This is a genomic window from Mesorhizobium sp. WSM4904 (genome assembly GCF_029674545.1).
In the GTDB taxonomy this organism is placed as follows: domain Bacteria; phylum Pseudomonadota; class Alphaproteobacteria; order Rhizobiales; family Rhizobiaceae; genus Mesorhizobium.
The window spans coordinates 3649875-3663912 of sequence record NZ_CP121354.1 but is presented as its reverse complement, the minus strand read 5'-3'; the positions used below and the strand labels follow the sequence as shown (position 1 = coordinate 3663912).

Annotated in this window: 10 protein-coding genes; 7 read left to right on the top strand and 3 right to left on the bottom strand. The window is 64.3% G+C overall.

The annotated features are described in order from the left end of the window. Positions 1 to 122: 122 nt before the first annotated feature. Entirely contained in the window at positions 123 to 386 is a 264-nt protein-coding gene (locus QAZ47_RS17420; protein WP_278072907.1) for a hypothetical protein, read from the bottom strand. Positions 387 to 540: 154 nt separating this feature from the next. Continuing rightward, the gene (locus tag QAZ47_RS17415) at positions 541 to 3027 is read right to left on the bottom strand and encodes a mechanosensitive ion channel family protein (RefSeq protein WP_278230170.1); all 2487 of its coding nucleotides are present in this window, start codon (positions 3025 to 3027) and stop codon (positions 541 to 543) included. Positions 3028 to 3232: 205 nt separating this feature from the next. Here QAZ47_RS17415 and QAZ47_RS17410 point away from each other — a divergent pair, with 205 nt between their 5' ends. From QAZ47_RS17410 to QAZ47_RS17390, 5 genes are all read left to right on the top strand, one after another. Then, positions 3233 to 4492 carry a sarcosine oxidase subunit beta gene (locus tag QAZ47_RS17410; protein WP_278201976.1) on the top strand — a complete coding sequence of 420 codons (1260 nt, stop codon included), beginning with the start codon at positions 3233 to 3235 and terminating at the stop codon, positions 4490 to 4492. A 12-nt stretch (positions 4493 to 4504) separates the two neighbouring features. Then, positions 4505 to 4798, top strand: coding sequence for a sarcosine oxidase subunit delta (locus QAZ47_RS17405; protein ID WP_278201975.1), 294 nt, complete (start codon positions 4505 to 4507; stop codon positions 4796 to 4798). Next, a complete protein-coding gene (locus tag QAZ47_RS17400; RefSeq protein ID WP_278230169.1) occupies positions 4795 to 7788 on the top strand; it encodes a sarcosine oxidase subunit alpha in 2994 nt (997 codons plus the stop codon). Before QAZ47_RS17405 ends, QAZ47_RS17400 begins: the two co-directional genes overlap by 4 nt. Continuing rightward, positions 7781 to 8368, top strand: coding sequence for a sarcosine oxidase subunit gamma (locus QAZ47_RS17395; protein ID WP_278230168.1), 588 nt, complete (start codon positions 7781 to 7783; stop codon positions 8366 to 8368). Before QAZ47_RS17400 ends, QAZ47_RS17395 begins: the two co-directional genes overlap by 8 nt. Positions 8369 to 8517: 149 nt before the next feature. Then, complete coding sequence (locus tag QAZ47_RS17390; RefSeq protein ID WP_278230167.1) at positions 8518 to 9960, top strand: MFS transporter; 1443 nt, start codon at positions 8518 to 8520, stop codon at positions 9958 to 9960. Between the two features lie 35 nt (positions 9961 to 9995). Here QAZ47_RS17390 and QAZ47_RS17385 read toward each other — a convergent pair whose 3' ends face one another. After that, positions 9996 to 10700 carry a nitroreductase gene (locus tag QAZ47_RS17385; RefSeq protein ID WP_278230166.1) on the bottom strand — a complete coding sequence of 235 codons (705 nt, stop codon included), beginning with the start codon at positions 10698 to 10700 and terminating at the stop codon, positions 9996 to 9998. Between the two features lie 229 nt (positions 10701 to 10929). Here QAZ47_RS17385 and QAZ47_RS17380 point away from each other — a divergent pair, with 229 nt between their 5' ends. Next, entirely contained in the window at positions 10930 to 11517 is a 588-nt protein-coding gene (locus QAZ47_RS17380; protein WP_278230165.1) for an XRE family transcriptional regulator, read from the top strand. 23 nt (positions 11518 to 11540) lie between these two features. Then, positions 11541 to 13994, top strand: coding sequence for an FAD-dependent oxidoreductase (locus QAZ47_RS17375; RefSeq protein ID WP_278230164.1), 2454 nt, complete (start codon positions 11541 to 11543; stop codon positions 13992 to 13994). The last annotated feature ends 44 nt before the right edge of the window (positions 13995 to 14038 follow it).

The following is a 14038-nucleotide window of genomic DNA, read 5'->3' as shown; positions in this document are numbered from 1 at the left end:
TAAAACGCCCGGTTGCGGCGCGCTGTGCGGGGGTATTTCCGGTGTTATCGTTAAGCAGCGGCTACCGGAAACGATAAAAGGCCGGGCGTTCGCCCGGCCTTCGCCGATCGCGTCTAAGGATTTTACTTGATCCGGGCAACGCCGCCCGAGATCTCGACCGTTTCTGAACCGGTCAGCGCTTCGAGGTCACCATTGGGCAGGGTGACGAAGCAGCCATTCGGGCAGAACTCCACCGTCTCGCCGGCGGCCAGCGCCAGCTCGGTCTTGCCGCCGCCTTCGGTCACGATCAACGTCCGCGTCTGAGCGTCCTTGTTGACCGCGCTGGCGGCAAAAGCCGAACCGCCCAGGGCCAAGAAAGCGATGGCGGTAACGACAGACTTCCACATTGCAATTTCCGGTGTTTCCACACCGCCTCTGTTGCATTTTCGCAAGGCATTCTCGCCCTTTGCATGAGAGCTTATATGAGATGCAAGCTGAACCGCAACTGAATGCCGCATTCATGCCGCAATTGGTTTCACCGACCGGAAAATGGCGCAACGTCTAGCCTGGATCGGGCTTGCGGCCCCTTCGCTTCATCTTGGCGAGCCGTTCGCGTTCGGCCGCTGCTTCCGCTTCCAGCCGCTCGCGCTCGGCAAATTCCGCCTCGATCTTGTCGTCGTCGATCGGCCACGACTCGTGCTTCGTTGTCTCGACCACGGCGCGCGGCGTCGACGGGATCTCGATGTGCTCGTCCTCGAAGATATCGAAGATCGCGAAGCGTATGTCGTTCTGGACGATGCTGCCGTTCATCACGTCGGCCACGAACACGCGGATTTCGAATTCGAGCGCGGCCGTCCCGAAATTGGCGAAGAGCACGAAGGGCTCGGGGTTCTTGAGCACCATCGGATGGGCGCGGGCGATATCGAGCAGAAGCGTGTGCACCCGCTTGACGTCGCTGCCATAGGCGACGCCGACCCTGATGTCGACGCGGCCGAGCTTGTTGCGATGCGTCCAATTGCCGACCGCATTGTTGATGAGGTTCGAATTGGGCAGGATCACCGACTGCCGCTGGAACGTCTCGATTTCCGTCGCACGCACGCTGATCTTCTTCACCGTGCCGCTGATGTCGCCGGCGACGATCCAGTCGCCCACCTTGAACGGGCGTTCGGCAAGCAGGATCAGGCCGGAGACGAAGTTCGAGACCACGTTCTGCAGGCCGAAGCCGATACCAAGTGACAGCGCACCGGCAACGAGCGCCAGATTGGAAAGATCGATACCAGCCGCCGATATGCCGATAAGTGCCGCGAGCGCCACGCCTGCATAGCCCACGGCCAGCCGGATCGAGTTGCGCACGCCGGTGTCGACCTTGCCGCGCGCCATCACCGACCCGTCGAGCCAGCCCTGGAACCAGCGCGTGAGGAAATAGCCGATGACGAAGACGACGATGCCGGTGAGGATGCCGAGCACCGAGATGGTGACGGAGCCGATGGTGACGCCCGTTGCCAGCTTGTAGGCCCAGGCCTCGATGTCGCCGGGCTGGAAGCCCCACATCAGAAGGATCAGCGGCAGGAACACCAGCACGATCATCAGGTTGATTGCGATGCTGGCCACCAGGCCGAGCTGATCGAGCGCGGTGTCCTCGTAGCTGGAATTGGCGGACAGCCATCGCCCGACCGACGTATCAGCGAACCCGCCCTCCTCGCCGATCGCCCGCGCCGACAGGAAGCCGATATAGGCGGTGACCAGGATGGTGCCGGTGACCACGACCTGGGACGAGACGAACAGCGCGAGGCCGATATAACCGAGCAGCGCCGCAGCGATGGTGAACAGGCCGAGCCCGATCGCGATGAAGCGAAGCCATGCCGGCCAAGGACGCCATGCGCCGTCAGCCGTCCTGAATGGTCTCAGCAGCCCCATCAGGATCAGGATGACGCCGACGATGATGGTGGCGACAAAACCCCTGGCGATCGTCAGCGAAAGCGGGGAACCCATCTTCTCGTTGACGACCGACAGGAAGTAATTGATGCCGAGAACCACGGCCATGGCGGTGGTCAGCCTCACCAGCCAGCGCGCAGGGCCGGTTGCAACTGGAATGAGCCGCCAGTTAGGCAGCCGCGGCTCGAGCGCCGCATTGGTCAGCCGGTTGACGCAGAACACCACTGCGATTACGGCGAGCAGCGCATTGAGGAATGTGCCGATATCGCCGCGCAGCACGTTGTAATAGTTGAAGAAGAACACTGCGGAGGCCAAGAACGCGCCGAGCGCCGCAGTCGGCAGCAGCGTCGACCAGAACGCCACGGACAGCCGGCTGAGGTAGGATGGATCCTCCACGGATGGATTGGGCTCGAAAATGCGGCCGAACAGCCGCCGCCCGCCTATCAGGAGCACGGCCGCCAGCGCCAGCGCCATCAGCGTCGCGGCAAGGATTGCCTGAAATTTGAACTTGAACGCGAAGGTCAGCCAGGACGCCACTGCCTTGTAGAGGCCGGTGAACTGGTCATGCGCGTCGGAAAAGCCCTGCGGGCTCAGCACATCGGTCAATTCGTAGCGTTTCGTCAGAACGCTGCGGAAAAGCTCGCTGCGCTTGATGGCGATATTGTCGACCAGGCCGCTGATGCGGATCGACAGGTTCTGCGCGCTGGCGACCACCGCGTTGATCTCGGCCTTCTCGGCCGTGAGCGCCGCGCGCTCATTGGCGACGATCGCGGGCTCTTGCTGTCCTTGCGCGGGTGGCGGCCCCAGAACCTCGACGCGATCGTTGATGTCGTTGAGGCGCGAACGGAACGCCAGCGCGCTGTTCAGCGCCGCTCGCGATATATCCTCGAGCTGCAGGCGGATATCGACGAGCCCGGCATCGTCTTCATCGGGATCGCTTATCTTCTTCTCCAGGCCGTCGGTCTTGGCCGTCAGGTCCTGCATGGCCTTGGTTTGATCGGCGATGAGCTGTGCGGAGCCCTGGCCAATCGCCTGCGCAATGGCGTGGGACGACGGCTGCGTCGCGACGACGACGATGGCGACCAGGATCAGGCGTAGCAGTCGGGAAATCATGACGGACGGGCGACTCGCGGCCGAAAAATCTTCGAAAATTCCATCCTTGATAAAGACCGCCATATCAGGCGGCAAGCCGTCCCGATCCGTGGAGCGATGGCATGGATCGAAGTCGGCCTGTCGAAAAGCGATGGCGCAATCTTGGCTTTGCGGTTGTGGGCTGCTCTATAGTGTGCCGCCTCGCACCAACAGGACGACAGGAAGAATGGCGGAATATTCGGCCTTTTCGCTGCTCAAGAACGCGCTGAACGGCAACAAGGACTGGAAGCCGGCGTGGCGCAAGCCGGACCCGAAGGCGTCCTATGATGTGATCGTCATCGGTGGCGGCGGCCACGGACTCTCGACCGCCTATTACCTTGCCAAGGAACACGGCATCACCAATGTCGCGGTGCTGGAAAAAGGCTGGCTGGGCTCGGGCAATGTCGGCCGCAACACCACGGCGGTGCGCTCCAACTATCTTTTGCCGCAAAACACCCGCTTCTACGAGCATTCGATGAAGCTGTGGGAGAACCTCTCGCACGACCTCAACTACAACGTCATGTTCTCGCAGCGCGGCTGCCTCAATCTCGCGCACACGCCGGCCCAGCTCGACGACTATGCAAGGCGCGGCAACGCGATGCGCCATCTCGGCGTCGATGCCGAGTTGATGACCGTCAACCAGATCAAGCGGCTAGTCCCCGCGCTGGACGTCTCGGGCTCGGCGCGCTTTCCCGTCCTTGGCGGGCTGATGCAGCCACGTGCCGGCACCGCCCGGCACGACGCGGTCGCCTGGGGTTATGCGCGCGGCGCCGACCGGCGCGGCGTCGACATCATCGAGAATTGCGAGGTCACCGGCTTCCTGCGCGACGGCGACCAGGTCATTGGCGTGACGACGACACGCGGCGATATCCGCGCCAGGAAAGTGGCGCTTGCCGTCGCCGGCAGCACCGGCCATGTCATGCAGCTTGCCGGCATTTCGCACATGCCGATCGAAAGCCACGTTCTGCAGGCCTTCGTCTCGGAATCGCTGAAGCCGATCGTCGACACCGTTCTCACCTTCGGCATGGGCCACTTCTACATCTCGCAGTCCGACAAGGGCGGCCTCGTCTATGGCGGCGACCTCGACGGCTACAACAGCTACGCCCAGCGCGGCAGCCTGCCGATCGTCGATGAGGTGATGAGCGAGATGCTGGCGCTGTTCCCGGGCCTTGCGCGGGTGCGCATGCTGCGTTCCTGGGGTGGGCTTTGCGACATGACGATGGACGGCTCGCCGATCATCACCACCGGCCCGCTGCCCGGCATGTATCTCAATTGCGGTTGGTGCTACGGCGGCTTCAAGGCTACGCCAGCCTCGGGCTGGTGCTTCGCCTGGACCATCGCCAAGGACGAGCCGCACGAGTTCAACGCCCCCTTCACGCTCGACCGTTTTTATCGTGGCCTGATCATCGACGACAAAGGCCAGGGCGCGAATCCGCGGCTGCATTAGGGTTTCAATCATATGCTGATCACTTGTCCCTATTGCGGCCCGCGCGACGTCGTCGAATTCACCTACCAGGGCGACGGCAACCGCGAGCGGCCGCAGCCGGCCTCGCAGGATCTCGATGCCTGGAATGCCTATGTCTACGACCGGTTGAACCCGGCCGGAGACCACAATGAGATCTGGCAGCATTCCGGCGGCTGCCGCGCGCATCTGCGGGTCGTGCGCAATACCCTGACCCATGAAATCCTGAGTACGGCGTTCGCCCGTGGCGGACACAAATCCGCGGGCCATAAAGCGGGAGGCAACCAGTGAGCCCTCGCCGCACGGAAACCGGCGGCCGCATCGACCGGCTGCGCACCATCCGCTTCACCTTCGACGGCGCGCCCTATACCGGCCATGCCGGCGACACGCTGGCTTCGGCGCTGCTCGCCAATGGCGTGACGCTGTTCGGTCGTTCGTTCAAGTACCACCGCCCGCGCGGCCTGCTCGCCGCCGGCGTCGAGGAGCCGAATGCCCTGTTGACGGTGCTGCGCGGTGAAGTGCGCGAGCCCAACATCCCCGCCACCATGGTCGAGATCTATGACGGGCTGGTCGCTGTCAGCCAGAACCGCTCCCCCTCGCTCGCTTTGGATATCGGCGCGCTCAACCAGCTCGGCGGCAAGATCCTGTCGGCCGGTTTTTACTACAAGACCTTCATGGGACCGGTATTCGGCCCGCTGAAGGGCACGCGGTTCTGGATGTTCTGCGAGCATTTCATCCGTCGCGCCGCCGGCCTCGGCAAGGCGGGTGTTGCGCCCGACACTGCGCGCTACGAGCGCATGAACGCCTTTTGCGACGTGCTGGTCGTCGGCTCCGGCCCGGCCGGCCTGATGGCAGCGAAGGCCGCCGCCGACCAGGGTGCGCGCGTGATCCTGGCCGATCTCGAGGCAAAGTTCGGCGGCTCGGCCAACTGGTCTGGCGAAACCATCGACGGCGCGCCGGCCGCCGACTGGGCGGCGCGCGTCGTCGGCCAGCTCGAAGGCAACGACAATGTCCGCCTGCTGCCGCGCACGACCGTCTGGGGCTACTACGACGGCAACACTTTGGCCGCCCTCGAACGGGTGACCGACCATAAGGAAGTGCCGGCCAAAGGCGAGCCGCGCCAGCGCTACTGGGCGATCCGCGCCAAGACAGCGGTTCTCGCCACCGGCTCCTTCGAGCGGCCGCTGGTGTTTCCGGGCAACGATCGTCCGGGTGTCATGCTGGCACATGCGGCCGAACGCTACGCCAACGAATATGGCGTGCTGCCTGGCGAACGGATCGCAATGTTCACCAACAACGACAGCGCCTATCGCTCGGCGGTCGCCCTGAAGAAGGCAGGCGCTGCCGTCGTCGCCGTCATCGATGTCCGCGGCGACGTCTCGAACGAGATGCGCAGGCTGGCGAGCGAAGCCGAGGCCGAATTGTTTGCGGGCCATGCCGTAATCGCGACCGAAGGCGGCAAGGCGCTCACCGGCCTCAAGGTGCAACGCTTCGACATGATGAGCGGTGCGCTCAGCGGCGAAGAACGCAGCATCCATGCCGACTGCCTGGCTATGTCGGGCGGCTGGTCGCCGACAATCCATCTCGCCAGCCAGGCCGGTGCAAAGGCCATATGGGACACTGCCAGGCAGGCCTTCCTGCCGCCGCAGCCGACGCAGCGCTGGATCGGCGCCGGCGCCTTCACCGGCAGTTTTTCCACTGCCGAAGCCATCGCCGAGGGCCGCGCGGCCGGCCTCCAGGCCGCCGGCGGAACGCCGTCCTCGGCGCCCCTGCCCGTTGTCGAGGCTGTTCCTGGCGATCCCGACCCGGCGCCGGTCTTCGAGATCAAGGCCAAGGGCAAGAGTTTCGTCGACTTCCAGCACGACGTGACCGCCGAGGACGTTCGGCTCGCGCATCGCGAGGGCTTCGTTTCGGTCGAGCATCTGAAACGCTACACCACGCTCGGCATGGCGACCGACCAGGGCAAGAACTCCAACGTGCCGGGCTTAGCCATCATGGCCGAGGCGCTCGGCAAACCGATACCGGAAGTCGGCACGACACGCTTCCGCCCGCCCTACACGGCGGTCTCGATCGGCTCGCTGGCGGCCGAGCGCTTCGGCGATTTGAAGCCGGAGCGGCTGACGCCGATGCATGACTGGCACATCGCCAACGGCGCGACCATGTATGCGGCCGGACTCTGGTATCGCCCGATGATCTACGGCCTCGCCGGCGAGACCGTAGAGCAGGCCTACGTACGCGAAGCCCAGGCGACACGCGAGAGCGCCGGCATCGTCGATGTCTCGACACTCGGCAAGATCGCCGTGCAAGGACCGGACGCGGCCGAATTCCTCGACCGCGTCTACACCAATATGTTTTCCACCCTCGCCGTCGGCAAGGCCCGCTACGGCCTGATGCTGCGCGAGGACGGTCTTGCCTTCGACGACGGCACCACCTGGCGGCTCGGGGAGCAGGAATTCCTGATGACCACCACCACCGCCAATGCCGGCAAGGTGATGCAGCATCTGGAATATTTCCTCGACGTCATCTGGCCGGAACTGAAGGTCACCGTCACCTCGGTCACCGACGAATGGGCTGGTGCCGCGATCGGCGGCCCGAAGGCCCGCGCCATCCTTGCCTCTTGTGTCAAAGGCACAGCCGTCGACAACGCCACGCTTCCCTTCATGGGCATCGTCCATGGCCAGATCGCCGGCGTGCCGGTGATGATCTGCCGCCTCTCTTTCTCCGGCGAAATGGCCTTCGAGGTCTATTCCGGCGCCGGTTACGGCACACGGGTGTGGGAAGCGCTCATCGAGGCCGGCAAGCCGTTCGGCCTTGTCACCTACGGGCTCGAGGCGCTGGGCACCATGCGCATCGAGAAGGGTCACGTCACCGGCGCCGAGATCGACGGCCGCACCACCGCGCGCGACCTCCATCTCGACTGGATGCTGTCGAAGAAGAAACCCTTCATCGGTTCCGCCATGATGGACCGCGAGGGGCTGATCGCTCCGGACCGGCTGGAACTGGTCGGCGTGATCGCTCTCGACAACCGCGCGCTCAACGGTGGCGGACATATCGTCGATGAACTGGACCAAGAGAACCCGCACGATTCGATCGGCCACATCACCGCCTGCTGCTATTCGCCGGCGCTCGGCAAATACATCGCTCTGGCGCTGGTCAGGGGCGGCAAGGCGCGCCACGGCACGCGCGCCTTCGTTTCCGACCCGCTGCGCAACCGGTTCGGGCCGGTCGAGATCGTCTCCAACCATTTCTACGATCCGGACGGGAGCCGCATGCATGGTTGAACGTCAATCGCCGCTGGAGCCCGTCTACCATCCAGGCTCGCATGGCAATTTCGAACATGGCGTCGATGTCATCCTGTCCGAAACGCGGCCAGGCTCGATCCTGCAGCTTGCCGCGTGGCCAGGCGAGGAGAAGCGCCTGATGTCGGGCATATACAAGGTGACGGGCCTTGCCCTTCCGGACGGCGCCGGCGGCGGCGTCAGCAATGGCGCGAAGTCGGCGTTCGGCTTCGCGCCGGGCAAGTTCACCGTGGTCGACGAGGCGGAGGGCTTGGCCGCCGCGTTTACGGGAGTGATCACGCCTTCGGTCGGCACGCTCACCGACCTGTCGCACGGCCGCACGGCGATCCGCGTCGCCGGACCGAAAGCGGAATGGGTGCTGGCGAAATTCTTCGCCATCGATTTTGCCTTGCCGGCCTTCCCGTTGGGCGCAGGCCGCTCGACCAACCATCACGATGTTTTCGCCCAGATCCAGCGCACCGGCGCGGATCAGTTCGACATCTACGTCTTCCGATCGTTTGCTCGGTCGTTCTGGAAAGCCTTGTGCCACGCCGGCGAGGAAGTCGGCTACGAGGTTCAGTAGAGCAAATAGGACCAGTCGACTGGTCCAGCAGGTGCCTGGCACTATCGACGGCTACAACTGCTGCTTGAGCCTTGGACCAGCGAAGACGATAGATGAGGAACGGGCTCTGGTCGGAGTCCGCTCAGGCAACCACTTCGACAATTCCTTCCATGACCGCAGAGACTACGGCGACAGCCACGACCCGCTTTGCTCCGACGGGCGACCCGTCGCTGCTGTTGCCGGCAACCGTCGCCTGCGGCGTGTTCATGACCAGTCTCGACCAGAACGTCATTGTGACCGCGCTGCCGGGCATAGGCCAAAGCCTGGACCGCCCGCCGAGCCAGCTCGGTCTTTTGATCACCGTCTATGTCGCGAGCCTGATCATCACGATGCCTCTCGGCGGCTGGCTGGCCGATCGCTTCGGGCTGCGCAACGTCTACTGCTTTGCGCTGCTCGTCTTCGCCAGTGCCTCGGCGCTCTGCGGCCTGTCGGAAAACATCTGGATGCTGGTCGGCTCGCGCGCGCTGCAGGGTTTCGGCGGCGCACTGATGGGCACGCTCGGCCAGGTCGTAATCCTGTCGAGCTTCCCGCGCGACCGCACGCTCAAGATCAACATGTATATCTCGCTCGCCGGCCAGTCGGGCCCGCTGGTCGGGCCGCTCGTCGGCGGCGCGCTAACCACCTACGTGTCGTGGCGCTGGATCTTCTACATCAACATACCGATCGCGCTGACGGCCGCGCTGCTCGCCGCCTCGCTGTTCCCCACGACCACCAAGCCGGTCCGCACGCCTTTCGATTTTCCGGGCTTCCTGCTCGTCGGCAGCGGCATGGCGCTGCTCGTCTTCGGCATGGATTCGCTTGCCGCGAAGGATGCGGCGAGCGCCAGCATCGCCATGGAGCTCGGGCTGGCGATCGCCATCCTGACCGTCGCCGCGCTTTACTGCCTGCGCACCCGTAACCCGCTGCTCGACCTCAACCTGCTGCGCATCCGCACCTTTCGCGTCAGCTTCCTGACCGGCGGCGGTCTCGACACGATCGGGCTGAGTTCGGTGGTTTTCCTCTTGCCGCTGATGTTCCAGCTCGGCTTCGGCATGAGCGCCGTCCAGGCCGGATCGCTGACCTTCGTGGCGGCGATCGGGTCGGTGCTGATGCGCTTCTTCATGCCGCGCATCCTCAACCGCTTCGGCTTCAGGCGCGTGCTGGTCACCAACACGCCGATCGTCGCCCTGCTGGTCGCGGGGTTTGCCTTGATGCAGGAAAGCACGCCCGCCTGGATCGTGCTTACCTACATCTTCGTCTTCGGCCTCTTCCGCTCCGTGCAGTGGGCCTCGACCGGCAATCTCGCCTACTCGGACATCGCGCCGGAGCAGCTCTCGCGCTTCAGCGCGCTCTATTACATCCTCTGGCAGCTGGCGGTCGCGATCAGCGTCGGCCTGGCGGCGGCGCTGCTGTCGCTGCTTGCCGGAGGCGGCCAGGCCAGCGTCAACGACTACCGCATCCTGTTCATCGTCGAGGCCCTGATCACGCTTTGCGCGCTGCTCGCTTATCTCAGGCTGACACCGCAGGACGGCGCCCATGTCAGCGGCCACGGTGCCCATATGAGCACGGACTAGAGTCTAGCAGTCAGGGCGACCAGTCCCTGTCCGCGCTACTCAGCGAACGTCACCCATTCTTCGAGCGGCGCGCGGTCGGTGCGGAATTCATTCTCGGGCTTGGAGTTGTCCTCATAGCCCAGCGCCATGCCGCAGACGACGACTTCCTCGTCGGGAATGTTGAGCACCGGGCGGATCTGCCGGTGGTAGGGTGCGAAGGCGGCTTGCGGACAGGTATGCAGCCCCCTGCCCCGCGCCGCGACCATGATGTTCTGCAGGAACATGCCGTAGTCGATCCACGACCCCTTGTTCAGCCGCCGGTCGACCGTGAAGATCATGCCGACCGGCGCGTCGAAGAAGATGAAGTTGCGATCGTGCTGCGCGCGCATCTTGTCGACCTCGCGCCGGCCGATGCCGATCGCGCCGTAGAGACCGAAGCCGTTGGCCCGGCGCCGGCTGAGATAAGGCTCGAAGAACTGGTCGGGATAGTAGCGGTACTCGTCCCACTCCGCCTTCTCGGCACGAATGCCGGAATTGAGGATGGCGTCGCTGATGCGCTGCTTCACCTCGCCCTTGGTCACATAGACCCGCCAAGGCTGCATGTTGGTGCCTGACGGCGCCCGCGCCGCCACCGTCAGGATGGCGCGGATCGTCTCGTCGTCGACCATGTCGGGCAAAAACGCGCGCACGGATCGGCGCGAAATGATCGCCTCGTCGACGATCGCCGCATCGAGCGCGATCCGGCTATTCTTATCCAGCATGGGCCGTCCCTTCAGGCATGGCCGGAACCCGGTTTCCGCAAACGACCATCCGCAGACACAAGAACTAGATTGGTCCCGATCGGACGCCCCACCCTCCGTTCGTAGGGCAGCCTTTGCATCAAGCGCCAAAATCGCGCAAGCAAATCTTGCAGCGTATGAAAATCCGCTTGATTTTTTCACTGGTTTGTCCTCACATGAAAATTGTTCATATTTTTTCACGAGTTCACGATTGGCCTCGACCGCCGTCAGACCGGAGCAGGACAATGGCGAGCGGCTGCTTGCCGGCGATATCCGTGCGCTGCGCAAGGCGCGCGGGCTGACGCTCAGCGAGATCGCGTTCAAGCTCGGCCGCTCCGTCGGCTGGGTCAGCCAGGTCGAGCGCGGACTTTCGGTTCCTTCGCTCGGCGATCTCAGAGCCTTCGCCGAGCTCTTCGGCGTGCCGCTCAGCCTGTTCTTCAGCCATGACGTGCCTGTCGAGAAGGAACGCGGCGTGGTTGTGCGCGCGGGCAGCCGCCGCTCGCTTGGCACAAGCGAATCAGGCCTCGTGGAGGAGCTTCTGTCGCCCGACCTCGGCGGTAGCTTCGAGATGCTGCGCTCGGTCTTCGCGCCGGGCGCCGAACTGAAGACCGAAGCGCGCCGTCCGACCGAGGAAGCGGGCTATGTCGTGTCGGGCACCTTCGAGATCGAGATCGGCGGCATTTGGCATCAGCTCGGCGAAGGCGACTCGTTCCGCTTCGAAGGCAAGCCGTTTCGCTGGCGCAATCCGGGCGCCGAGCCGGCAGTAGTCATCTGGGTGGTTTCGCCGCCGGTATATTGAGTTGGAGCTTGGGAGGAAGAAACATGGCCGGTTTGCCGACCACGGCGCGCGTGGTGATCATCGGGGGCGGTGTCGTCGGCGCCTCCTCGCTCTACCATCTCTGCAAGGCCGGCTGGACCGACTGCGTGCTGTTGGAGAAGAACGAGCTGACCTCCGGCTCGACCTGGCACGCCGCCGGCAATGTGCCGACCTTTTCCTCGTCATGGTCGCTGATGAACATGCAGCGCTACTCGACAGAGCTCTACCGGGGTTTGGCCGAAGCGGTCGACTATCCGATGAACTACCATGTCACCGGCTCGCTCAGACTCGCCCACACCAAGGAGCGCATGCAGGAGTTCCAGCGCGCCAAGGGCATGGGCCGCTACCAGGGCATGGACATCGATGTCGTCGGCCTCGACGAGATCAAGCGGCGCTATCCCTTCATTGAGACGCACGAGCTGGAGGGCGCGCTCTACGATCCGAGCGACGGCGATATCGACCCGGCGCAGCTGACGCAGGCGCTTGCCAAGGGCGCGCGCGACATGGGCGCCAAAATTATCCGCTTCTGCCCGGTCACCGGCGTTCGCCGCGAGAACAGCGAATGGGTGGTCGCGACGCCGCAGGGCGAAATCCGCTGCGAGATCGTCATCAACGCGGCCGGCTACCGCGCCGCCGAAGTTGGAAAAATGTTCGGCCGCGAAGTGCCGATGATGGTGATGAGCCATCAGTACATATTGTTCGAGGAGATCCCTGAGCTGGCCGCCTGGACGAAGGAACAGGGGCATAAGCTGCCGTTGCTGCGCGATGTCGACACGTCCTATTATCTGCGCCAGGAAAAGACCGGCATGAATCTCGGCCCCTATGAGCGCAATTGCCGCGCGCACTGGGCGACGCATAACGATCCCATGCCGGAGGATTTTTCCTTCCAGCTCTTCCCCGACGACCTCGACCGGCTGGAGCATTATCTCGCCGACGCCGTCGCCCGCGTGCCGATCCTTGGCACCGCCGGCCTCTCCAAGGTCATCAACGGCCCGATCCCCTACGCGCCCGACGGCAACCCGCTGATCGGACCGATGCCCGGCGTGCCGAATGCCTTCGAGGCCTGCGTCTTCACTTTCGGCATCGCGCAAGGCGGCGGCGCCGGCAAGGTGCTGGCCGAATGGGTGACCGAGGGTCAGACGGAATGGGACATGTGGTCCTGCGACCCACGCCGCTTCACCGCCTTCGCGTCCGCTCCTGACTATTGTGTCGCCAAGGGCCTGGAGATCTACGGCAATGAATACGCCATCCAGTTCCCGCGCCATGCCTGGCCGGCCGGGCGCGACCGCAAACACTCACCGCTGCATGATCGTATCAAGGCGCTCGGCGGCCAGTTCGACGCCTACAACGGCTGGGAGCGCGCTACCTGGTATGCGAAGCCCGGCGACGACATTTCGGAGGAATCGACGCTGACCTTCCGCCGCGACGGACCATGGCAGCAGCGTGTGCGAGAGGAATGCCTGGCCGTGCGCGACGCCGCCGGCATCCTCGACCTGCCCGGCTTCTCGCGCTTCAACCTCGAAGGTCCGGGCGCCGCCGAATGGCTGGCGCTGCAGGTCACCGGCCCCGTGCCGAAACCCGGCCGTATCGGCCTCGTCTATTTTGCCGACGACAAGGGCCGCATCGTCACCGAAATGTCGGTCGTGCGCCATGGTGAAGACCAGATGACGCTGATCACCGCGGCGGTGGCGCAGTGGCACGATTTCGAATGGCTGAAGTCGCGCATGCCGGCCGATGCGGCCTTCACGCTGACCGATCGCACAGAGGAATACTCGACACAGATCCTCGCCGGCCCGAACTCGCGCGCCATCCTTGCCGAGGTTTGCGCCGCCGATCTGACGCTGCCCTGGCTGACCCATCAGGAAACGACCGTCGCCGGGCGCTGGGCGAAGCTGGTGCGCGTCTCCTTCGCCGGCGAGCTCGGCTGGGAGATCCACACCAAGGTGGCAGACACAGCCACCGTGTTCGACGCGGTCTGGGCCGCCGGCCAGAAGCATGGGTTAAAACCCTTCGGCATGTATGCGCTGGATTCGCTGCGGCTGGAAAAAGGCTACCGCGCCTGGAAGGGCGATCTGTCGACCGACTATTCGATCCTGCAGGGCGGGCTGGAGCGCTTCGTCAAATGGGACAAGCCCGACTTCCGCGGCAAGGCGGCGCTGCTCAATGAAAAGCAGCAGGGCGTGAAGAAGCGCTTCGTCACGCTTGTCGTCGAGAACCCCGGCGATTGCGATGCGCCCTATATGTCGACGCTCTGGCATGGCGGCAGCATCGTCGGCGAGACGACTTCGGGCGGCTGGGGTCACCGTGTCGACAAATCCATCGCGCTCGGCATGCTCCGCGCCGACCTTGCCGAGCCGGGCACGGCGATCGAGGTCGAGATCTTCGGCGACCGCTTCAAGGCGGTGGTGCAGAAGGACGAGCCGCTCTGGGATCCGAAGAATGAGAGGTTGAGAGCTTAGGACCTTTCCCGGCCGTGGCGGTCCATTCTGGCGGAGGAATTTTG